The 21383-nt window shown below is 66.5% G+C and carries 16 protein-coding genes; 9 read left to right on the forward strand and 7 right to left on the reverse strand.

The features are described 5' to 3' along the window. Positions 1–60 precede the first annotated feature (60 nt). Positions 61–2085: a trifolitoxin synthesis, TfuA gene (locus ACI6S0_RS15040; protein WP_434403568.1), complete on the forward strand. Its 2025-nt coding sequence runs from the start codon at positions 61–63 to the stop codon at positions 2083–2085. Here the strand turns inward: ACI6S0_RS15040 and ACI6S0_RS15045 are convergent. From ACI6S0_RS15045 to ACI6S0_RS15075, 7 genes are all read right to left on the reverse strand, one after another. Beyond that, positions 2072–2764: a TfuA-like protein gene (locus ACI6S0_RS15045; protein ID WP_434403569.1), complete on the reverse strand. Its 693-nt coding sequence runs from the start codon at positions 2762–2764 to the stop codon at positions 2072–2074. The genes ACI6S0_RS15040 and ACI6S0_RS15045 overlap by 14 nt on opposite strands. Continuing rightward, positions 2761–3939, reverse strand: a complete 1179-nt coding sequence (locus ACI6S0_RS15050) for a YcaO-like family protein (RefSeq protein ID WP_434403570.1) — start codon at positions 3937–3939, stop codon at positions 2761–2763. The genes ACI6S0_RS15045 and ACI6S0_RS15050 overlap by 4 nt, the downstream gene beginning before the upstream one ends. A 14-nt stretch (positions 3940–3953) precedes the next feature. Further along, positions 3954–4223 carry a hypothetical protein gene (locus ACI6S0_RS15055; protein ID WP_004208506.1) on the reverse strand — a complete coding sequence of 90 codons (270 nt, stop codon included), beginning with the start codon at positions 4221–4223 and terminating at the stop codon, positions 3954–3956. 106 nt (positions 4224–4329) lie between these two features. Next, positions 4330–4644 (reverse strand): hypothetical protein, encoded by a 315-nt coding sequence (locus ACI6S0_RS15060; protein ID WP_004208507.1) that lies wholly within the window; start codon positions 4642–4644, stop codon positions 4330–4332. 61 nt (positions 4645–4705) lie between these two features. Beyond that, positions 4706–6898, reverse strand: a complete 2193-nt coding sequence (locus ACI6S0_RS15065; RefSeq protein WP_434403571.1) for a hypothetical protein — start codon at positions 6896–6898, stop codon at positions 4706–4708. Between the two features lie 96 nt (positions 6899–6994). Continuing rightward, on the reverse strand, positions 6995–8320 hold the full coding sequence (locus ACI6S0_RS15070) for a peptide MFS transporter (RefSeq protein WP_434403572.1): 1326 nt from the start codon (positions 8318–8320) through the stop codon (positions 6995–6997). Beyond that, complete coding sequence (locus ACI6S0_RS15075; RefSeq protein WP_434403573.1) at positions 8317–9594, reverse strand: amidohydrolase family protein; 1278 nt, start codon at positions 9592–9594, stop codon at positions 8317–8319. Before ACI6S0_RS15075 ends, ACI6S0_RS15070 begins: the two co-directional genes overlap by 4 nt. A 66-nt stretch (positions 9595–9660) precedes the next feature. Between ACI6S0_RS15075 and ACI6S0_RS15080 the strand changes: the two genes are divergently transcribed. From ACI6S0_RS15080 to ACI6S0_RS15115, 8 genes are all read left to right on the forward strand, one after another. Next, a complete protein-coding gene (locus ACI6S0_RS15080; RefSeq protein ID WP_434403574.1) occupies positions 9661–11823 on the forward strand; it encodes a penicillin acylase family protein in 2163 nt (720 codons plus the stop codon). Positions 11824–11832: 9 nt separating this feature from the next. After that, on the forward strand, positions 11833–13197 hold the full coding sequence (locus ACI6S0_RS15085; protein ID WP_434405956.1) for an amidohydrolase family protein: 1365 nt from the start codon (positions 11833–11835) through the stop codon (positions 13195–13197). Beyond that, a complete protein-coding gene (locus tag ACI6S0_RS15090; RefSeq protein ID WP_434403575.1) occupies positions 13194–14318 on the forward strand; it encodes a dipeptidase in 1125 nt (374 codons plus the stop codon). Before ACI6S0_RS15085 ends, ACI6S0_RS15090 begins: the two co-directional genes overlap by 4 nt. Positions 14319–14322: 4 nt before the next feature. After that, positions 14323–15195, forward strand: a complete 873-nt coding sequence (locus ACI6S0_RS15095; protein ID WP_434403576.1) for an ROK family protein — start codon at positions 14323–14325, stop codon at positions 15193–15195. Positions 15196–15206: 11 nt separating this feature from the next. Beyond that, entirely contained in the window at positions 15207–16679 is a 1473-nt protein-coding gene (locus ACI6S0_RS15100; protein WP_434403577.1) for a PLP-dependent aminotransferase family protein, read from the forward strand. A gap of 68 nt (positions 16680–16747) precedes the next feature. Then, positions 16748–17380 carry an FMN-binding negative transcriptional regulator gene (locus ACI6S0_RS15105; RefSeq protein ID WP_434403579.1) on the forward strand — a complete coding sequence of 211 codons (633 nt, stop codon included), beginning with the start codon at positions 16748–16750 and terminating at the stop codon, positions 17378–17380. Continuing rightward, the gene (locus ACI6S0_RS15110; protein WP_434403580.1) at positions 17377–19062 is read left to right on the forward strand and encodes an amidohydrolase; all 1686 of its coding nucleotides are present in this window, start codon (positions 17377–17379) and stop codon (positions 19060–19062) included. The genes ACI6S0_RS15105 and ACI6S0_RS15110 overlap by 4 nt, the downstream gene beginning before the upstream one ends. Before the next feature lie 64 nt (positions 19063–19126). Further along, positions 19127–21376: a TonB-dependent receptor gene (locus ACI6S0_RS15115; RefSeq protein ID WP_434403581.1), complete on the forward strand. Its 2250-nt coding sequence runs from the start codon at positions 19127–19129 to the stop codon at positions 21374–21376. The last annotated feature ends 7 nt before the right edge of the window (positions 21377–21383 follow it).

A 21383-nucleotide genomic window follows, 5' to 3' on the forward strand; every position in this document is an offset into this window, starting at 1 on the left:
AGCTGTGTTAGGGCGGATCGATCGGCGGCCCGGCACTGCAGGCCGCCAGCAATAAAGGGCATGATGGTGACAGCGGCTGGCGAGCTTCGGTTTCGCTTTCGATTGCTCGGCGATTTCCGCCTGATCGACGAGGCGGACGGACGCGACCATAGCCCGCGCAGCCGCAAGGCCTGTGCCCTGCTCGCCCATCTTGCGCTGGAGCCCGACCGCCGCGCCAGCCGCGATCGGCTGGTCGGCCTGTTGTGGAGCGACCGGGGCGAGGTGCAGGCGCGCGCCAGCCTGCGCCAGGCGCTGACCGACCTGCGCGCGCATCCGGCCGCCCCGCTCATCCATATCGAACGGCGCGACCTGCATCTGGCAGAGGGTGGCTTTTCCAGCGACCTGGGCGAGATACTGGCCTGCGCCGCCGCCAACGACCTGGCCGGACTGGCTCGCATCCTGGATGGCGCGGGCAGCGCGATACTGGACGGGCTGGAGGGACTGGACCGCAGCTTCGACGACTGGCTGATGATCGAACGGCAACGCTGGCGCGAGCGCATCGTCCAGGATGTGCTGCACGCCGTCGAGCGCAATGGCCAACACGATCTGCTCGACCTGCGCCGGGCGATCCTGACCCAATTGCAGCGGCTCGACACCGGCGATGAACGGATCGCCCGGCTCGGCATGGCGCTTGACCAGAAGGCCGGTGACCATGTCGCGCTCCACCGCCGCTACCGCCAGTTGGAGACCGGGCTGCAACGCGATCTGGATGCCCGCGTGTCGCCCGACACCGAAAGGCTGCTGCGCGAACTGACGACGGTCGGATCGGTGATCGCCCCCACCCCGCGCGCGGCCGCCGCGCCCGCGATTGCCACAATCCCGCAGGCCAATGTCGAGCCGCCGATCCTGGTGATCGCGCCGTTCAGCCTGATCGGCGATGGCGGCCCGGACGGCGCCCTGCTGACCAGCATCTGCCATGACGATCTGCAGACCGCCCTGGGCGGCATGCGCGACCTGCGCATCCTGTCGGTCGACGCGCCATCGGCCGAGCGGATGAAGGCCGCCGCCCCCGCCTCGATCGCCAGCTATGCGCTGGACGGGTCGGTCCGCGCCGACGGCGATGGCTGGCGCATCAATCTGCGCATGACCCGGATCGACAGCGGCTTCCTGGTCTGGACGCGCCAGTTGACCGTGCGCCAGGGCGAATTGCTCGCCGCGATCGACGATCTGGTCGCCCGGATCGCCGGCGCCATCCTGCCGGTGGTCGAACGCGATGTCGGCAAGCTGATGGAAGGACGCGTGCCCAGCGGGTCGGACGCCTATCCGCTCTATTTCACCGCCCGTGCCAAGATATTGGCCGCCGCCAGCCTGGCCGAGGTGCAGGAAGGCGCCGACCTGCTGGAACGCGCGATCCTGCTGGAGCCGCGCCTGACCAATGCCTATCTGCAACTGGCGCGCCTCTACAACACCGACTTCATGCAGTTGATGGCGGGCCATGACGCCGCGCCGCTGCGCGCCCGCGCCTTCGATCTTTGCACCCGTGCGGTCGCGCTGGAACCCACCCATGGCGGCGTGCAGTCGCGCCTGGCCTGGTGCTATTTGCGGCGCGGCGACATGAAACAGGCGATGCAGGGCTTCATGACCGCGCTCGACCTGACGCCCTTTCACGCCGACGGCATCAACGAGATCGGCTTCGGCCTCGTCCATCTGGGCGAGATGAAGGAGGCGCAGCGCCTGATCGCCCGCGCCTTCGAACTGAACCCTTTCCCGTCGGACGAATATTTTTCCGATCTGGCAGTGCTCTATGCCCTGTCGGGCGAGCATGAGGCGGCGGAAACCCAGTTCGAGATCGGGCGCAACCGATCGATCCATTATCTGGCGGTGCGGGGCGCCAATCTGGGCATGCTGGGGGGCGCAAAGCGCGCCGCGTCGGTGATCGACGAACTGCGCCAGCGTTTCGCCAGCCTGTGGCAGGGCGATGCTCCGGCCCGTGACGCCGATCTGGTCGACACCATGATCCAGTTCTTGCCGCTGCAGGGGCGGGCCGAACGCAGCCTGTTCCTGACAGGGCTGGAACAGGCCGGATTGCGCATCACGCCGCGCTGATTTCCGTGCGCAGGCTGCGCAGGAAAAAGCTTTGCGGCGGCGGCGCGACACGCGGTGCCACCACCGGTCCCGCTATCGTCCGCAGCAACAGCTCCGCATCCTTGCGCTTGAGGCTAAGCCCCTGATCGATCGGTGGCAGGTCGCGCCCGGTCGCCTGGCGGAAGGCGTCGCCGATCAGCGCCCAGCTGCGATCCCGGAAATTCATCCGCCGCGCCAGCCGCAGCAGCAGCGCACGGTCGCCCGCTGCCATCTCCACTTGCGCGATCGCATGTTCGGCATCGACCAGCGCCAGCGTCATCGCGCGATGGCCCAATTCTGCCGGCGCATGACTGACCATCACCGCATCGTCCCGCTCGATCTGCCCCGTCCCGTAAGCCTGTGCGATCGCGCCGATGCCCACCATGCCGAACGGCGCCAGTTCCGCCGCGCGCAATGCGCCCAAGCTCGCCGCGCCATAGACAGCAATGCCCTCGGCCATCACCTGGATGATTTCCTTGTGCCAGACCGACGGCGTGGTTTCGAACAGTCCGTCGATCAGGCCGATCGCGGCCGGTCGTTCGATCGCGGCGCGCAGCATGTCGCCGCGCCGTGCTGGCCCGCGCAGTTCGACGCCATCGGGCAAGGCCATCGCGGAACCGCCCAGGCTCGGCCCGGCAAAGACGATCGCATGCCTGCTCATGCCGGCTCCATCGCCACCTGCATCGCGCCCGTGCGCGATGGCCGGTCATGATCGCCAAAGGCCGGCACCAGCAGTTTCACCACATCGATGCCGAGGTCGGGCCGGGTCAGGTCATGACAGGCGACCGGCCCTGCCCCCACCATCGCACATCGATCGAGCAACCAGGCCAGATCATCCTCCGCCCCGTCATGCGCCACGGAGGGGACCGCCGCCCAGGGCCGGGTGGCCGGCGCGAAATCGAGCATCGCCAGCAGGAAGCCCTGCCGCTGCTGCCCGGCATCGCGATAGCGCGCCGGATCGATATCGTCGCGCGCGCCGGCGATCAGCGCGGCACGGGTCTGCGCTGCCTCGCAAATGGCGCGGGCGAGTGCGACGCCGGCATCGGGATGGCATCCTGCCCCCATTGCCGGCGGCAATTGCACGCTGCGGGCCGCACCGCGTTCCGTGATGGCGCAGCCGATCACCGCTGCGCCGATCGAACCGGTCATGTCCCACAAGGATAGCGACAGGCCCGCGCGCCGGACCCGTGCGATCAGGCTGCGGCCCAGCCGATCGGTCACGCTATCCGGGTCGATCGCGCTTGCCCGGCGCGCGCGCAGCCCCTGTTCCAGCCAGCGGGCATGATCCTCGCGCTCGATCAGTTCGCACAGCGCCGAACAGCGCGCCTCGGCCGGGGTGTTGCCGGATGCCAGCCCATTGCTGTTGGGCCACAGATCGGGTTCGGCGGGCACGGTGAAATCCATCGTCACCAGCCCATGGGGTATCCGCATGGGTCGGCCGCTCAGCAGGTCGATCGCCTCGACCCAGCCGCGCGGACGGGCCGGATCAAAGGAAGCGTCCTGCTTGTCAGCCCGTGCTATCTGGCTCCAGAGCCGGGTTTCGTCGGCCTCCGCAATGCCATGGCTGCTGGCAGAGCAGGTTTCGGCATGATGCAGTTCGATCGCTTCCATCAGCGCGGAGACGCGCGCGGCATCGGGCGTGGCGCCCTTGCCCTGCGACACGGACAGCGAAAGTGACAGGGGACGGACCGCCTGGAATACGGGGATACCGATGCGATCCAGCCCCGTCACATCGGCCAGCCGCGTGACACCCAGCGCACGGGCCACAGGCGCGATCCGTGCGAGGGTGTCGGCAGGACGGCGGGAGCGATGCGCCCCGCGCCGGAACATCTTCATGGGCGCGATCGGCCTCAGGCGAAGTCGGCCTTGCCCGACCCGATCTCGGCAAAATAGGCGCGGGTGGCGCGCTGCTGCCCCGGCAGGGCGACCGCGTCCAGAACCGGGCCATCGGTGAACAGGCCGGCTACGCCGGCGATCGCCGCCTTAGCATCATCGCTGTCATCGTCGGCGGCCAGATAATGGACCTGCTCGACAAAGGCATAGCCAACGACCTTGGCCGGATCGGCCGGGTCGGTCAGCTTGATGACATAATTGGCGTCGGTGTCGTAGGATTCAGCCATATATACCCCCACAGTTCGTGATGGATCAAAAATAGGTTGCGGGACCGTAATGACCAGCAGGGCGAGGACAATAAGGGAAAACCCTATCAACGCCGCACGGAGCATATCAGACATAAGCGAAGGGCTCGACCGAGCGCTTCACATACATGGCCTTGCCGTTCGGGCTGACTGACACGCCCCAATAGCATGCCTCACCCATCCCCGGCTCGATCGAGATGCGCACATCCTTGCTCGGCAATTCCACCTGCACCGGATCATTGCCGGCCGGCAGGCTGAGTTCCAGCGTGTGGGCGACGCCGATCTTGGCGCGGGTCTTCACATGGTCGAGCCAATGCACCAGCCGATCGCCGATCGAGATACGGACGCTGTCATCCTTGAATCCCTGTTCGAGTGCGATGGTGATTTTGCGAAATTCCGACATTGTTGGTCCCCTTTCGGAATGATGGGGCGCACCGCCATGACAGGCGATGCGCCTGCATGGATCAGATACTGAGGCCATTCGCCTTGAGGGCCAGCATGCGCCGCATGTCCTGGCCGAGGTTAAAGCCACCGATGACATCGCCCGCCCGCACCGCGTCGAAGCCCAGCCCCGTCTGGCGCAGCGCCGGGGCAACCCCGCCATCCAGCGCGCGAGCGAGCTTACCCGCCTCGCGCAGGAAGCGGGTATGGCCGACGGCATTGACGGCGGCATCGGCGCTACCCTCGGTCGCGATCGCCAGCAGGTGGCGTGCTTCCTTGAGATCGGCGTCATAAACCTCGATGCGGCGGGCGGCAGCGGCAGGGGTCTCACCGGGCCGTGCCCGCTCATCCACCTGCAGCAGCTTATATTCGTCGGCCAGCGGGCCGGCGAGCGCGATCGCCGCCTGCCGTGCGAGCGGATGCTGGCGCATCCGCGTGGCCGCCCGCAGCGCATCGACCGCCGATTGGACGCCGCGCGTGCCGTTGACGGCCAGCACCTGGCCAACTTCCGGCGTGAAGATATCCTGCGCCAGCCGCTCTTCCTCGCGGCTTTCGGGCGGCTCCACCTTCACCTCCAGCGGGTTGGAGATGACGGCCCGGCCATCGACAACCAGCATCGCCTGGATGGTGTAGCGGCCCGGTTCGGCCATGTCCCAGCCATTGCGGCCGGCGCCAACCAGCACGCTGTCATAGAGCGCCTCACCCTGACCCAGAATGATTTCCAGGCTCTCGCCGCAATGGCGCGAATAGGGCGACCATTGGCGCGCGGGCCGACCATCCTTGCTGATGATCAGGGTCAGGCCGGCCCGTTCCGACAGGCGCGCCGCCGATGCCAGCTTGGGCCGGCCGCTGCGGTTGACCAGTGCCATCTCGACCACCGGCGGCAACAGATAGGGCAGGCGATTGTCACGAGCATTGACCGACAGGGTCAGGCCGAACTCCTCATTGGGGTCCAACGCCACCTGCGAGAAGCCATGCTGGTCGAACCAGTCGGCATTGCCCATCTGCACGAAGCGTTCGGGGCCATGGCGCATGAACAGCAGTTCGGGGTCGGAAAAACGGAAGTCGAAATCGGCAAAGAAGGCCGCCTGGCCGCCCGCCACCGCGTAGGGATAGTTCATGAAGCTGCGCGCTTCGGGATCGTCGGCCAGCGGAATCCAGGGCGTGCCCAGCGACTTCTGCCAGCTATGCGCCAGGTTGAAGGCATGGCCGACCTCATGCGCAGCGGTCCAGAAGCGCATTCGCCGCACCCAGGCGTCGGGATCGGCATCCCCTGCCGGCGGATGGGCGATGAAGGCGTCGGTGAAGATCGCCGTCCCCTGGCGATGGTTCGACCCGATATCATCGAACATGATTCCGCCCAGGCTGCTGCCCTGCACATGGAGCGAGGCGAACAGCACCCACAGCGACCATTGCGGCTTGTCGGCAAAGCGCGACCAGTAGATCTGCATCGCATCATGCATTTCCTGGTCGGTCCAGCGCTGGTCGGCGCCGGCCGCACCGAGCGGGATGGCGCCATTGCTGGGCGCATCGCTGACGTTGAATCCCGCCCGCCGATAGACGGTGTCGAGGCTCAGCGTCTCGCTGGCCATGGTCGCGGGATGATTGGGATGGTCGTGCGTGCCGATTTCCGTCACGCGGGTCGCGCCGGCCACCGTGTCATATTCGAACTCGGCCGGACGGAAGCTCGAAGAGCTGAAAATATAGGTGCGCACGAAGCTCGCCGCGCCGCCGCCGCTGAAGGTCGCTTCGACCTTGCGCTGGGCGGCGAGCAGGCTCTTCGTCACCTTGAGGCTGATCTGGGTATGGGGGATGGCGCCGACCTGGCCATCCTTGAACCAGATCTGGCCGCTATAATGATTGGCACCGGTCCGGGTCAGCGCCGCAACCCAGCTGACGACCGGCCCCAGCGGGCCGGCGCGCGTGCCGCTGACCGTCATCTGCGGATAGCGGCCATCGACGTCGAGCCGCAATTCCTCGCGCGTGTAGAGCGCCAGCGCATTGATATCGTCGTCGAAGCGATCGACCGCACCGGGCAGCGCGCGCGGCATCGGGAAGCGCGGCGAGCGCACGAAATTGTAGCGGCCGCTGGCCTGCACCAGCAGCGGCAGGTGCCGCACCGGCCGCAGCTTGGGGTCGATGTCGAAACCGGCCATGTCGGTATCGAGCGCGCTGTCGCCGTCAAAATCGGCGGGATCGAAATCGGCAGTCATCATTCCCTCCTGTCGGCGCGCGTCGGATGCCCGCGCTCGCAGGATCGGGAATGGCATGGCCAGTGTGAGGCCAGGCGTCGGTCGAACGTGAAAAAAGCGTCAATCCGACCGAAAAATCGCTTTCCGTAGCGTCAATATCAGGAAAATTGCGCCACATCCCGCAGCGATCCCGGCATGCAGCAGCCAGAAGGCGGTCGCCGGCATGCGGGCATAAAAGCCCCCCACCCAGCCAACCAGAATATTGCCCAGGAAGAAGACGAGATAATAGAGGCCGATCGCCAACCCGGCCTGCCGCGGCGGCGCGGCGCGGGTGAACAGCGCCAGGCTGACCGGCAATATATGGGCAAAACCGATGCCGTTGAGCAGATGGAAGGCGATCGCCCAGCCCAGCCCCGTCCTGCCGTCCGCACCCGCCAGCGCCGATCCCAGTGCCAGGCAGAGCATGCCGCCGGTCGCAAAGAGCGACCCGATCGTCAGCTTGGCAAGATCGCCGGGCTCGGGCCGGTGGCGCGCATAGCGGCGATAGACGAAGGGCAGGGCGGCAAGGATGGCCAGGCCCAGCTCTGCGTCGAGGGTGATGAGCCAGCTCGTCGGTACGCGCAGCCCGCCCAGCGTCAGTTCCAGATGCGCGTCGCCCCAGATCAGATAGGCGTTGAATATCTGGTTGTTGGGTAGCAGCGCCACCGCCAGCAGCGGGATCAGCAGGATGAGGCCAAGCAGGCCGCGCAAATCCTGCCCGGTCATGCGCATGCGCCCCTCCGATCGTGGTCCGCGCTCATCAACCGGCAGATGCCTGCGTCCGGCGAGATAGATGATCGTGGCGATCCCCATGCCGACGCCGGCGACGGCAAAGCCGACATGCCAGCCCCGCGTTTCCGCCAGCGTGCCGATCACCAGCGGCGCGGCGATCAGGCCGATATTGATCCCCAGATAATAAAGCTGGAACGCGCCGTCGCGACGCGGGTCATCATGGCGATAGAGCGCGCCGATCTGGCTGGCGAGATTGCCCTTGAACAGGCCACTGCCCAGCACCAGCAAGCCGAGCGCCGGCAGGAAGGCGGCCTGGACCGCCATCAGGAAATGGCCCGCCATCATGGTCAGCGCGCCCAGCAGCACCGTGCGATGCCGGCCCAGCAGCCGGTCGGCGACCAGCCCGCCCAGGATTGGCGTCACATAGACGCTGGCGAAATAGGTGCCGACAATGGCGGAGGCGAGCGGCTGGCCGTCCAGCCCGCCATAAAGGCGACGAAAGGCGTCGAAGAAGAGCAGGCCGTCGGCCTGTCCCGGCTGCAGCAGATACTTGACCAGATAGAGGGCCAGCAGCGACTGCATGCCATAATAGGAGAAACGCTCCCACGCTTCGGTGAACAGCAGATAGGCGAGGCCCCGCGGATGGCCCAGGAACGCGTGATCGCCCTGGCTCATAGCTGCGCGCCCGGCCCCTTATAGATGACGCCGTCCTTCATCACGAAGCCGACCTGGCGCAGTGCGCCGATGCTGCGGGTCGGATCGCCCTCGACCGCGACCAGATCGGCGAGCAGGCCCGGCTTCACCGCGCCAAGCCGGTCGGCTATGCCAAACAGTGCCGCATTGCCGCTGGTCGCGGCGACCAGCACGTCGCGGGGCGCCATGCCGGCGGCCGCCATCAGTTCCGCCTCGCGCGCATTGTCGCCATGGGCGAACACGCCGACATCCCCGCCCAGACAGAGGGTTACACCCGCCGCCCGCGCGCGATCCAGCGCCTGGCGCGCCTGCGTCACCGCCGCCGGCGCCGGTTCCGCCCCGGTCCAGCCACGATAGCGGGCGGTGGCATCGGACGCCGCCAGGGTCGGACAATAGCCGACACCATGCGCCTTCATCAGCGCGAAGGTCGCGGCGCTGCCCTCATAGCCATGCTCAATCGTGTCGACCCCGGCCAGGATCGCCCGGCGCATCCCTTCGTCGGTGGCGGCATGGGCCGCGACCTTGCGCCCGGCGCTGTGGGCCGCCTCCACTGCCGCTGCCATTTCCGCCTGGGTGAAGGTCGGCCGGCTCGGCTCGCCCTTGCCCCAGCGATAGTCGGCATAGAGTTTCACGACATCGGCGCCGGCCGCGATCTGTCGCCGCACCGCCGTTACCAGATCGGGACCGCCGGCTTCCTCCGCGCCCAGCGGCACGGCGACGCCCGGCTCGAAACCACGCGGACCATAAGCGCCCGGTGCCACCAGCGCGCGGGTCGCGACCAGCATGCGCGGCCCGGCGATGATGCCCTGATCGATCGCCTGCTTGAGGCCGACATCGGCATAGCCAGCCCCTTCCGTGCCCAGATCGCGCACGGTGGTGAAGCCCGCCATCAGCGTCGCCCGCGCCGACACCGTGGCCCGCACGGTGCGCAGCGCCAGCGGCTCGTGCAGCACCTGATCGTCCCAGCTCGCCTCATTATAGGGATGCAGGAAGAGATGCGAATGGCCCTCGATCAAGCCGGGGAGCAGAGTCTTGCCGGGCAGGTCGATGACGGTCCCTCCAGCCGGCACCGCGATGCCCGGTCCTGCCGCCTCGATCCGATTGCCACGCACCAGCACCGCCCATCCGCGATGCGACGCCGCGCCGTCGAACACGGCATCGGGGCGCAGCAGATAGAGCGCCGGCGCGGCCTCCTGTGCCACGGCCGGCATCGGCGCGACGAACAGAAAGGCCAGCAGGATCAAAAGCCTGTGCATCGATATCATCCCCCTTGACGGGAGGCTGCTTGCGCCGTCCCGCCCCCTTCATTACTCCCCCTCTCTATGACGAAATTCCTGCCGCGCGCCACCTCCCTTGCGGGGGCATTGGTCGCTCTTGCCGCCTGCCCTGCCCTTGCCCAATCGCCGACCGCGCTCTCGCCGGCCAAGGTCACCATCACGCGCGATCAGTGGGGCATCGCCCATGTCCATGGCGCGACCGATGCCGACGCGGTCTTCGGCATGGTCTATGCCCAGGCCGAAGACGACTTCAACCGGATCGAGACCAATTATCTGGTCAATCTGGGCCGCCTCGCCGAAGCCGAGGGCGAAAAGGCGATCTGGCAGGATCTGCGCCAGCGCCTGTTCATCGATCCTGCCCGGTTGCAGGCCGACTATGCCCGCAGCCCGGCCTGGCTCAAGAAGCTGATGCAGGCCTGGGCCGATGGCCTGAATTATTATCTCTCCACCCATCCGATGGTGAAGCCGCGCGTCATCACCCGGTTCGAGCCGTGGATGGCACTGAGCTTCACCGAAGGCAGCATCGGCGGCGATATCGAGCGGGTGCCGCTGACCCAGCTGCAGGCCTTTTACGAGAAGAAACCGGTGGCGCTGACCATGCTGGAACAGGGCCTCGCCTATCGCGAGCCGCAGGGGTCGAACGGCTTTGCCATCGCGCCATCCCGAACGCAGGACGGCCATGCGCTGTTGATGATCAACCCGCACACCAGCTTCTTCTTCCGATCCGAACTGCAGATGAGCAGCGACGAAGGGCTGGACGCCTATGGCGCGGTCACTTGGGGCCAGTTCTTCATCTATCAGGGCTTCAACCGCCATATCGGCTGGATGCACACGTCGAGCGGCATCGACAATGTCGACGAATTTGCCGAGACGATCGTGCAACAGGGCGATCGCCTCTTCTACCGCTATGGCAAGGAATTGCGCCCGGTCACCGAAAAGACCATCGCCATTTCCTACCGCACCGAAGACGGCAAGCTCGCCCAGCGCGCCTTCACCGGCTACTCCACCCATCATGGCCCGATCGTGCGGACCGAGGGCGACAAGTGGATCGCCTTCGCGCTGATGAACAAGCCGGTGCCGGCGCTGGAGCAAAGCTATCTGCGCACCAAGACCAGCGATTATGCGAGCTTCCTCAAAATCGCGGAGAATAAGGCGAACAGCAGCAACAACACGCTGCTGGCCGACGACAAGGGCGAGATCGCCTATCTCCACCCGCAATTCGTGCCGATCCGCGACGATCGCTTCGATTATACGAAGCCCGTGGACGGCAGCGATCCGGCGACCGACTGGCGCGGCCTGCACGACCTGTCGAGCCTGCCCCAGGCGGTGAACCCCAAGGGCGGCTGGGCGATGAACACCAATAACTGGCCCTGGACGGCGGCCGGCGCGGACAGCCCCCAGCGCGCGGCCTTCCCCCGCTATATGGACCAGGCCGGCGAAAATCCGCGTGGCCCCCATGCCCAGATCGTGCTGTCGGCCAATGAGCATTTCACCCTCGATAGCCTGATCGGCGCGGCCTATGATCCCTATCTGACCGGCTTTGCCCGGCTGGTTCCGGGCCTGATCGCGGCGCAGGACAGAGCGCCCGATCCGGCGCTGGCCGATGCGGTGCAGAGCCTGCGCGGTTGGGACTATAAATGGAGCCTGACCTCGAGCCAGACCTCGCTCGCGGTCTTCTGGGGCGAGGCGCTGTGGAAGACGGTCGCCCCGGCCGCCAAGGAAGCGGGCCTGTCGACCATCGACTATATGGCGACCCGCGCGACCGACGCGCAGAAGCTGGCGGCGCTGCGCGAGGCGGTCGAGCGGCTGACCGCCGATTTCGGCAGCATCGCCGTGCCCTGGGGCGAGATCAACCGCTACCAGCGCAATGACGGCGCGATCGTCCAGACCTTCGACGATGCCAAGCCCAGCACCCCCATCCCCTTCGCCTCGTCGCAATGGGGATCGCTCGCGGCCTTCGGCGCGGCGCGGTATCCGGGGACGAAGCGCTATTATGGCACCAAGGGCAACAGCTTCGTCGCGGCGGTCGAGTTCGGGCCGAAGGTCGTTGCCCGCGCGGTCAGCGCTGGCGGCGAAAGCGGCGATCCCCACTCGCCCCATTTCGCCGATCAGGTCGATCTCTATGCCAGGGGCGATCTGCGCCCGGTCTATTTCTACCCCGAAGACATAAAGGCCCATGCCGTCCGCACCTACCGGCCCGGCGAATAAGGATAGATGATGAGAAGCGCCCGCCTTGCTGCCCTGATCGCCTGCGCCCTGCCCTTCACCACCTTCGCCCAGCCGCCCAAAGCGGCGGAGGAAGTGGTGCTCTATAGCAGCGCGACCATCATCGACGGCACCGGCGCGGCGCCGCGCGGCAATCAGGACATGCTGGTGCGCGGCGATCGGATCCTCGCGCTGGCGCCGCATGGCAGCCTGCCCGCCGCCGATGTCGCGGGCGCCAAGCAGGTCGATCTGGCCGGGCGCTATGTCATCCCCGGCCTGATCGACAGCCATGTCCATATGGCGACCCCGCCCAACGCGGTTCAGGCCAGGGCGATGCTGCGCCGCAATCTCTATGGCGGGGTGACGGCAGTGCGCGACATGGCCGACGATCTGCGATCGGTCGGCGAACTGGCACGCGAGGCGCGCATGGCGGAAATTCCGGCGCCCGACATCTATTATGCCGCGATCATGGCCGGCCGGCCCTTTTTTGCCGATCCGCGCGTCGCCGCCGCCAGCCAGGGGGTGGCGCCGGGCACCGCGCCCTGGATGCAGGCGATCGACGACAAGACTGATCTCAAGGAAGCCATCACCCTGGCGCGTGGCACGTCAGCGAGCGCGATCAAGGTCTATGCCGACCTCACTCCGCGCCAGGTCAAAGCCGTGACCGCCGCCGCCCATCGCCAGCATATGCTGGTCTGGGCGCATAGTTCCGTCTTCCCCACCCGCCCGGCCGATGTGATCGCCGCCGGGCCGGATGCGATCAGCCATGTCTGCTATCTCGCCTATCAGCGCGAGCCGGTGATGCTGGCGGCTTATGAGGACCGGACGCCGGTGCATGAAAATCTGCTGGCGCCGGGCGATGATGATCCGGTGATGGCCGACCTGTTCCGCGCGATGCTGAAACAGGGCACGATCCTCGACGCGACCGGCGCGCTGTTCGTGAAATATGAGGCCAGGCGCAAGGCCGATCCCAAGGCGAAGCCGCTGCGCTGCACCGGCGACCTCACCATCCGCCTGACCCGTCAGGCGTGGAAGATGGGTGTCCCCATCTCCACCGGCACCGACTTCGTTGGCGAGGCCGAGGATCCGTGGCCTGCCGTCCATGAGGAACTGCTCTTCCTGGCCCGCAATGTCGGCATGCCGCCGGTCGAGGTGATCCGGTCCGCCACGCTGGTCGGCGCGCAGGCAGCGGGACAGGGCAAGGAAATGGGCTCGATCGAACCGGGCAAGCTCGCCAATTTCGTGGTGCTGAAAGGCGATCCGGTCGCCGACATCGCCAATATCCAGACGATCGAGACGGTGGTGAAGCGCGGCAAAGCCTATGCCCGCACCGCCTATGTGCCGGTGACCAAGCAAGAGATGGGGGACGACGAATGAAGCTGGATCGGCGCAATTTCATGGGCGTATCGGCCGCGATGCTGGCGGCGAGCGGCGCGCGGGCAGCGGGCGTGGACGCCGATCCGATCAAGGACATGATCGTCATCAATGCGCTCGGCGGCCTGGGCGATCCCAACCAGCCGGCCGATTCCCTCGTTCCGCAGTTCAGCCCGCGCGTTCTGGCCGAAGCCCATGCCTCGGGCCTGACCGCGGTCAACATCACCATCGGCTATGTCTCCGGATCGGATGACCCGTTCGAGCAGAGCGTGCGCGAAGTTGCCGAAACCGATGCGCAGGTGCGCGCCAACAGCCGCGACCTGATGAAGATCCTGACCGCCGCCGATATCCGTCGCGCCAAGACGGAGGGGAAAGTCGGCCTGATCTACGGATTCCAGAATGGCGCGATGATGGGCCAGGACGCCAGCCGGGTCGATATCTTCGCCAATCTGGGCGTGCGCATCTTCCAGCTGACCTATAATCCCGCCAATCAACTGGGCGACGGATCGATGGCGCCGGGTAATCGCGGCCTGACCCCGTTCGGGCGCGAGGTTGTCGCGCGCTGCAATGCGCAGCGGGTGATGGTCGACCTGTCGCACAGTGGCGAGCAGACCTGCCTGGAGGCGGCGCGTATCTCGAAACAGCCGATCTCGATCAATCACACCGGCTGCCGCGCGGTCACCAACCTGCCCCGCAACAAGACCGATGCGGAACTCAAGCTGGTCGCCGATCGCGGCGGCTTCGTCGGCATCTATTTCATGCCCTTCCTTGATCTGTCCGGCCATGCCCGCGCCGAACATGTCGTCGCCCATATCGACCATGCAGTGAAGCTGTGCGGCGAGGATCATGTCGGCATTGGCACCGACGGCACGGTGACCCAGATTGATGACCTCAAGGCCTATGAGGCGGTGCTGGCCAAGGAAATCGCCGCGCGCCAGGCCGCCGGGATCAGCGCCAAGGGCGAACGGTCCGACACCTATCCCTTCGTCGTCGACCTGCGCGGACCAGACCAGTTCCGCAAGCTGGCCGGCCTGCTGCGCGCCAAGGGCTATTCGACGGCCCGTATCGAGAAGATATTGGGCGGCAATTTCCTTGCCTATGCGCAAACCATCTGGGGAGCATGAACCGATGCTGGCAGGCGTAGAACTGGGCGGTACCAAGTGCATCTGCGTCTTGGGCACCGGACCGGACGATATCCGGGCGCAGGTGGATATTCCGACCACCACGCCCACAGAGACCCTGTCGGCGGTGGCCGCGACATTGGCCGGATGGGATTTCGCCGCGCTGGGCCTTGGCAGCTTCGGACCGCTTGATCTTGATCCGGCGTCGGCCAGTTTCGGCTCGATCGTCAGCACGCCCAAGCCGGGCTGGAGCGGAACGGACATCACCCACCTCGCGGCCGGACGCCCCTTCATGGTCGATACCGACGTCAATGGTGCGGCGCTGGCCGAAGGTCGCTGGGGCGCGGCGCAGGGGTTGACCAGCTGGGCCTATGTCACGGTCGGCACCGGCATCGGCGTGGGCAGCATCGTGTCCGGCATGCCCGTGCGCGGACTGGGCCATAGCGAGGCCGGGCATATGCGCGTGCCGCGCACCGCCGGAGACGATTTTGCAGGCAATTGCCCCTTCCACGGCGATTGTCTGGAGGGACTGGCCAATGGTCCCGCGATCGAGGCGCGGACCGGCCAGCGCGGACGCGATGTGTCCGCTGATGATCCGCAATGGTCGTTCGTCGCCCATGCACTGGCGGCGATGTGCCATAATCTGGCGCTGACCAGCCTGCCCCAGCGTATCCTGATCGGCGGCGGCGTCGCCATGGGCCAGCCCCAGTTGATGCCGTTGATCCGCGATCGACTGACCGCCAGCCTGGCGGCCTATGGCGCGGCCGCGACGATCGCATCGATGGACGACTATGTCGCCCACCCGGCACTGGGCGACCGCGCCGGGCCGCTCGGGACGATCGCCCTTGCCGACATGGCCCTGGCGGCATCGCAGCGCTGATCGCCACACGGATGCTGCGCCCCTGGACCCTGCCGCTCAAGGAACGGGTGCGGATCGCGCCGGACAGCCCGCGCTACATGCAGATCGCCCATGGGCTGATCCACGAGATCGAGCGCGGCCGGCTGTTGCCCGGCGAGTTCCTGCCAAGCAGCCGGGAACTGGCGGTCGCGCTGGAGGTCAATCGCAAGACCATCGTCACCGCCTATGAGGAACTGATCGCGCAAGGCTGGCTGGTGAGCGCAGGCACGCGCGGCACGATCGTGTCGACCTCCCTGCCCAGCAGTGACGATGCCCCTGCCCCGCCGATCGCCCCCGACACCCGCCAGCCGGACGAAACCGAATATCCCTTCCTTGCCGCGCCCGACCGGCTGATCGCCATCCCGGCGGGCAAATGGCGCAAGCTGGACGAGGGCGTCGCCGACGGGCGCCTCTTCCCCGCCGACCTGCTGGCCCGCGCCTATCGCAAGGCGGCGGAGGGGGCCTCGCGCGCCAACGCGCTCCACTATCGCGACCCGCGCGGATCGCCCCGGCTGCGCCAGGAGATCGCCAGCATGTTGCGGCGCCAGCGCGGGCTGATGGTCGGCGCGGAAAATATCTGCATCACCCGCGGCAGCCAGATGGGCGTGTTCCTGACCGCGCGCATCCTGATCCGGCCGGGCGACGCGGTGCTGGTCGAACGGCTGACCTATGAGCCGGCGGTCGCCGCCTTCCGCGCCTGTGGGGCCAAGATCGTCACGGTCGGGCTGGACGAAGACGGGGTCGATGTCGCCGATGTCGAGCGGGCCTGTCGCAAGCATCGCGTCCGCGCCATCTTCGTGACGCCGCACCACCAGTTCCCGACCACCGTGTCGATGCGGCCCGAGCGGCGGCTGCGCCTGCTGGAACTGGCGCGGCAATTCGCCTTCGCGATCATCGAGGATGATTATGACCATGAGTTCCACTTCGGCGCGCAGCCGCTGCTGCCGATGGCGAGCTACGCGCCGGCGCGGGTGATCTATGCCGGGTCGATGTCCAAGCTGCTCGTGCCGGCGCTGCGCATCGGCTATATCGCTGCCGCGCCCAAGGTCGTCGACGCGCTGGCCTATCAGATCTCGCTGATCGACGGCATGGGCAATACCGTGACGGAGGAGGCCGCCGCCGAACTGCTGGAGAGCGGCGAGGTGCGCCGCCATGTGCGCAAGACGGCGCAAATCTACGCCCGGCGGCGCGACGCCTTCGCGCGCAATCTTGACAGCGAAATGGACAGGTTGATCGACTATCGCCTGCCCGATGGCGGCCTCGCCTTCTGGTTGCAGTTCAAGGACATGGCGGCGCTCGACCGGCTGGAAGCGCGGGCACCCGAGATCGGCCTCAGCTTCGCCTCCTCGCACAGCTATGCGGCCGAGGAAGGGGCCGAGCGGGGGCTGCGCATCGGCTTTGCCAGCCTGACCGAGGAGGAGGCGAAAGAGGTGTTGCAGGCGTTGCGCCGCTGCGCCGAACCCTGATCCTTACTTGGACCCCTTCACTTTCCTGAATTGGATGTTTCGGGCGGGTCCAATGCCGGCGCAGTGTCATGCATATGAAATATGCGCCCCGTTCCCCGGACGACATCGTCACCCTGATCGGCGACCATCCGCTCTGCTGGATCGTTTCCCATAGCGAGGCCGGCTTCGGCGCGACGCCGCTGCCGCTGCTGGCCGAATGCGACGTGGACGGTGCGCTGGTGTCGCTGCTGGGCCATTTCGCTTTGTCGAACCCCCAGGTCGCGCAACTGCGCGCGGCGCCCCGCGCCACCGTGCTGGTGAACGGGCCGCAGGGCTATATCTCACCCGAAATGCAGTCGAACCCGACATGGGTGCCGACCTGGAACTATGCGATGGCGGTGCTGACCGTCGATGTCGAGCTGTTGCCGGAGGCGACGCGCGAATCGATCGAGACGCTGACCGACCGGATGGAGGCGGGCCGCGCCGCCCCCTGGCATATCGACGATGCCGGCGCGCGGCTGGAACCGATGATGAAGCATATCATCGGCTTTCGCGCCCATGTCCGCGCGATCGACGGCCGATTCAAGCTGGGCCGCGACGAAAGCCGCCAGGGCATCAACGAGATTGTCGGCAGCCTGGCCCCCGGCGGGCTGCGCGACTGGATGCAGATCTACAATGAGGACCGGCTGGACGAAACCAGCCACGAGGGAGCAGAGCAATGATGTTCAGCCGACGCGAAATGCTGGCCGGGGGTGCGACCGGCCTGGCCGGACTGGCATTGAGCAGCAGCCTGTGGGCGAAGGGACAGGTGCTGGACACCGCCTATGTCAACGCGACGGTCTGGACCGGCGAGGGCATGCCGACGGCGCGATCGGCGATCGGCATCGCCGATGGACGCATCGCCGCGATCGGCGCGGCGGCGGTCAAGGCGCAGTCGAGCAAGACCACCCGTATCATCGATCTGGGCGGCGCCTTCGTCATGCCCGGCTTCACCGACGCCCACACCCATTTCCTCACCGGCTCCTATCTGCTGAGCCAGCCCAATCTGCGCGAGGCGAAGAGCCCGCAGGAATTTGCCCGCATCGTCGGCGAGGCGGCCAAGAGCCTGAAGCCCGGCCAATGGTTGCAGGGCGGCAGCTGGGACGCGGAGCTATGGGGCGGCGAATTGCCCGACCGCAGCTGGATGGACCCGGTGACGCCCCATACCCCAGTCGCGGTGCAGCGGCTGGACCTGCACATGCTGGCGCTCAATTCGCTGGCGCTGAAACTGGCCGGGATCGACCGCAACACCCCCGATGTAGCCGGCGGCATGATCGTGCGCGACAAGGATGGCAACCCGACCGGCATCCTGAAGGATGCGGCGATGGATCTGGTCAAGCGCGCCATCCCCGCGCCGACCGACGCCGACAAGGAGGATGCCGCGCGCCAGGGCATCGCCCATGGCCTGTCCAAGGGCGTGGTCCAGGTCCACACCACCGAACTGGACTGGATCACCCATGACACGCTGCGCCGCCTGCGTGCCAAGGGCGAGACCGACATGCGCTTCTATTCCTTCGTACCGTTGCAGGACTGGTCGAAGCTCAAGACGCTGATCGATGCCGAAGGACGCGGCGACGACTGGGTCCGCTGGGGTGGGCTGAAGCTGCAATATGACGGGTCGCTAGGGTCGCGCACGGCGATGTTCTACAAGCCCTATGACGATGCGCCCGACAATGTAGGCTTCCCGATCCACAAGCGCGCCGACGTGCAGCAATGGACCAATGATGCCGACGCGGCGGGCCTGCAGATCACCATCCACGGCATCGGCGACAAGGCGAATGACGAGGCGCTCGACATCTTTGCCGCCGCTGCCGCGAAGAATGGCAAGCGCGACCGCCGTTTCCGCATCGAACATGCCCAGCATCTGACCCAGGCCGCGATCCCGCGCTTCGCGCAGCAGCAGGTCATCGCATCGGTCCAGCCCTATCATGCGATCGACGACGGACGCTGGGCGATCCAGCGCGTCGGCGCCGAGCGGCTGAAGGGCACTTATGCGTTCAAGTCGCTGCTCGACGCCGGGGCGAAGGTCGCCTTCGGATCGGACTGGCCGGTGGCGCCGCTCGATCCGCTGACCGGGGTCGCCGCCGCCGTGCTGCGCCAGACGATCGACGGCGCCAATCCGGGCGGCTGGCTGCCCGAGCAGAAGATCAGCCTGCTCCAGGCGCTGCACGCCTATACCGCGACCAACGCCTTTGCCGGTTTCAGCGATGACCGGATGGGCCTGCTGAAGCCCGGCATGCTGGCCGATTTCGCGGTGCTGGACGCCGATCTGTTCGCGATCGATCCGGCGAAGATCGGCGCGACCAAGGTGCTGCGCACGATCGTCGGCGGTCGCCAGCGCTTCGGCGAAGGGAGCGACATCTAATAACCGAGCAAGGGAGCAAGCCGGCCGGAACAAGGCCGGTTCTCACATTATAAGGGGAATGACAATGAACAGACTGACGCATCTCAAGACTGTGAGTTTCACCGCCATCGCGGCCGCGACCATCTTGTCCGGCACCGCCCTTGCCCAGGCCCCGGCCGCCAGCGACAGCGACAGCGAGACGATCATCGTCACCGCCGGCAAGCGCGACGAGGATATTCGCCAGGTCGCCCTGCCGATCAGCGCCGTCACCGGCGAGCAGCTCAAGAAGATGAACGCCAACAGCCTGTCGGACTATATCGTCCGCCTGCCCGGCGTGGTGTTCAACGATTACCAGCCCGGCATTTCCGAAGTCGTGATCCGCGGCGTCGCCGCCACCACCTATCATGAGCAGGGCCAGACCACGGTCGGCTATTATCTCAACGAAGTGCCGGTGGTGGAGCCGGGCTTCCCGATCGGCATCCCCGACGTCGACACGTTCGACCTGCAGCGCGTCGAAGTGCTGCGTGGGCCGCAGGGCACGCTGTTCGGCTCCTCTACGCTGGGCGGCCTCGTCAACTATGTCGCCAATGTCGCCGATCCTTCCAAGGTCGACGCCGCCGCATCGGGCCTGATCGGCACCACCAAGAATGCCTCGGGCGAACTCAACTATGCCGCCAAGGCGATGATCAACATCCCGCTGGTCGCCGATCAGCTGGCGCTGCGCCTGGTCGCGCTGCAGCGGTCGGACGCGGGCTATCTCGACAATCCTGGCATCGGCGTGAACGGCTCGAACGATTATCGCACCCGCGGCCTGCGCGGATCGATCGTCGCCAATCTGGGCGAGACGACCAAGGTCACCTATCTGTCGAGCTGGCAGGACAGCAAGCTGGACGACCAGACCTATCTCGACCTGCCAAACCCCTATGTCCGCAACCTGCCGCGCGCCGAAACCCAGAAGACGAAGTTCTGGATGAACAGCCTGCGGCTGGACCAGGAAGTGAGCGACATCGCCAATCTGACGGTGCTGGGGTCGATCACCAAGAAGACCAACACCACCATCTTCTCCTACCCCTATGCCTATGTGACCGGCGTCACCACCGGCGATGGTGCGGCCTATTCGCTGGGCGAGGCCGATGCGCTCATCAAGACGGTGGAGGCCCGCCTCGCCTCGGCCGGCGACGGTCCGTTCAAATGGCTGGTCGGCGTCAGCTATTTGCAGGCCAAGAAGAACAGCTATGACCAGATCTTCCAGGCCGGTGCCGCCGACTATATCGACGCCAATCCCGACCTGTTCGGGGGCTATTCCGGTGCGCAGCTGACGCCGGGCGACCGCCTCTATGGCTATTTCACCAAGAGCACGAACGAGGATTTCGGCGTGTTCGGCGAACTGTCCTACAAGCCGGTGGAGCAGATCGAGATCACGCTGGGCGGTCGCTATTATGACACCACCGCCAAGGCCGACGTGCTGAACCAGGCCGGTGCGCTGGGCGGCTATGAAGGCGGCTATACGCCGACCGACAGCAGCGGCAGCGTCAACCAGAAGGAAGACGGATTCCTGCCCAAGGCGACGATCGCCTGGCGTCCCTCGAAGGATGTCATGGTCTATGCCACCTATTCGCAGGGCTATCGCGTCGGCGGCATCAACCCCAATGCCGGCCTGCTGCCCAGCATTCCGGAGGCCTATGAGAGCGACAAGGTCAAGAATTACGAAATCGGCGTGAAGGCGCAGACGCCCGACGGCCGCTTCGCCATCGACCTGACCGGCTTCCACCTCGACTGGAACAATATCCAGGCGCGTCTGTTCGGCCCGGCGCCCTCCTATTATTCCTATGTCGTCAATGCTGGTGGCGCGCGCGTCGACGGCGTGGAATTTTCCGGCACGGTGAATGTCAACAAGATCGTCCACTTCACCACCAACGTCACCTGGCAGGATGCGGAACTGACCGAATTCCTGCCCTATCCGTTCGACGTCGCGGGGCTGGGCGGCTATGCCAAGGGCACGACGCTGCCGGGTTCGTCCAAATGGTCGATCGCCAATAATCTGACGCTCAGCTTCGCCGATGTGACCGGCGCGCCCAGCTTCGACATTGCCCATCGCTACCTCTCGTCGGCGCCGACCAGCTTCGACGATGTCTCGCGCCGTGGCGACTTCAACGTGTTCGACCTGCGCGCCTCGGTCAGCCTGGGCGAGAAGGTCCGGCTGATGGCCTTCGCCAACAATGTGTTCGACAAATATGGCGTGCTGAACGCCCCGTTCGCGAACGACGCGGCGACGCCGCAGGGCTCGATCATCCGGCCGCGCACCATCGGCCTGCGTGCCGACTGGAGCCTCTAACCGCCTT

It is taken from the genome of Sphingobium sp. DN12 (genome assembly GCF_051058005.1).
Classification (GTDB): Bacteria; Pseudomonadota; Alphaproteobacteria; order Sphingomonadales; family Sphingomonadaceae; genus Sphingobium; species Sphingobium yanoikuyae.